This is a genomic window from Candidatus Buchananbacteria bacterium CG10_big_fil_rev_8_21_14_0_10_42_9, from assembly GCA_002773845.1.
GTDB lineage: Bacteria > Patescibacteriota > Patescibacteriia > Buchananbacterales > 21-14-0-10-42-9 > 21-14-0-10-42-9.
Window position 1 is genome coordinate 1 of sequence record PEZZ01000007.1, and the last position, 1,505, is coordinate 1,505.

A 1,505-nucleotide genomic window follows, 5' to 3' on the forward strand; every position below is an offset into this window, starting at 1 on the left:
TTGCAATGCGGCTGGCATTGATTGCCGCGGGATTATTGTGTATGAACCGCCGGCCGGATTAAGTTGGAATCCGACACGTCCAATTTGGAACCAGCACACATATCATATTACCAATGTCAACGATGACGGGACAATTCCAGTTGCCGAGCAATCTAATCCAGACACATTTAACAATTTTAGGGTTAATCAGCTAGCGATTTCCGACACCAGCTTAAGCGATATTATTCCAAGGATCACGGATGTAACTGAATCATCCGGCGTTGTCACTATCGATGTGCGGGTAACAAATATTGGTGAGGCTGATGTAATCACTCCTTTTGATGTCCAATTTATTGATAATAATTCTGGAGGGGCGGTAATTGATTCTACAACCATAAATTCGCTCCCCGTGGGAGTAACTTCGCCGCCGGTTCAAATTGTGACTTTAAGCGGCACCCCGGTAATTGATAGCGGCGGCAATCTTGATATTAGCGCCCAGGTAGTTCCAACTAACATTAATCAATGTGATGACACTAATGATATAGACTCTTACTTTTGCGGAGGATGCACGGCTGGCTCAGGGACTCCTCCGCCGCCATCAAGCTCGTGTACCGACACCGATGGAGATGGTTATGGTTCGCCCGGGGACGCTAGCTGTTCAGCCGGCGCGGCAACGGATTGCAATGATAATGATCCAAATATTAATCCTGGAAATGGCACCTGTGACTTAGTAGCCGCTTTTGAATTTGATGAAGGGTCAGGCACGACAGCTAATGACACGGCGCCAACAGGAGTTTCTAATGATACCGGTACAATCGGTCCGGGTTCCAGTTTCGCCTGGGGGTCATTGAGGCTTGGCGGCGATGCCGGCACTTATATGTCTATTCCGGTATCCAGTTCGCAAGACTTAGAACTTGGCCAACAGGCTACATTAGCGGCATGGGTAAGCGGCGTTGACGATGGATTAAACGCCATTTTGTCTTCGCAAGGTAGCTCGGCTTTAGACTACAGCTATATTTTTGGTATCGGCCCAACCGGCGCGGCCTGCGGCGGCGCACGGAGCCCATTTTTATGGTTGTCTGACGGAACCAACGCGTCTATTTATTGTGCAACCGGAACGGTGTCTAATCCAACCTTATCTAATTTTCAATGGGATCACATTGCCGTAACGTGGCAGAGCGGACCGGCTGGGCAAGTCCAATTCTTTATTAATGGAGCGCCAAGCGGTGTGACGCAAGGCAGTACGGCTAACCCAATTATTTCTCCTAAAGATGATATCAATATTTCTAAGCGTATCATCGGCGCGGTTGACGATACCGTCAATTCAGGCGTGTTTACTGACAGTGACGGGCCAAATTCATTTCCGTATAGCTTATCGCTAGATAATTTTTACGTTTATAGTTCTGCTTTAGATGTGGCTCAAATTAGTAACGTTATGTCAGGCTCAACTCCGACTTCAAGCGGTTCGCCTATCTGCGGCAACGACTTACTTGAGCTAACTGAGCAATGTGATGACGGCAATACGG

2 pseudogenes (1 of these 2 running past the window's edge) are annotated in these 1,505 nt (G+C 48.0%); both read left to right on the forward strand.

Features of this window, described 5'->3' with window-relative positions:
- Positions 1–16 precede the first annotated feature (16 nt).
- Positions 17–1,405 (forward strand): annotated as a pseudogene (locus COT81_01090) (hypothetical protein).
- Between the two features lie 9 nt (positions 1,406–1,414).
- Positions 1,415–1,505: pseudogene (locus COT81_01095) on the forward strand (hypothetical protein); it runs 41 nt beyond the window's last position.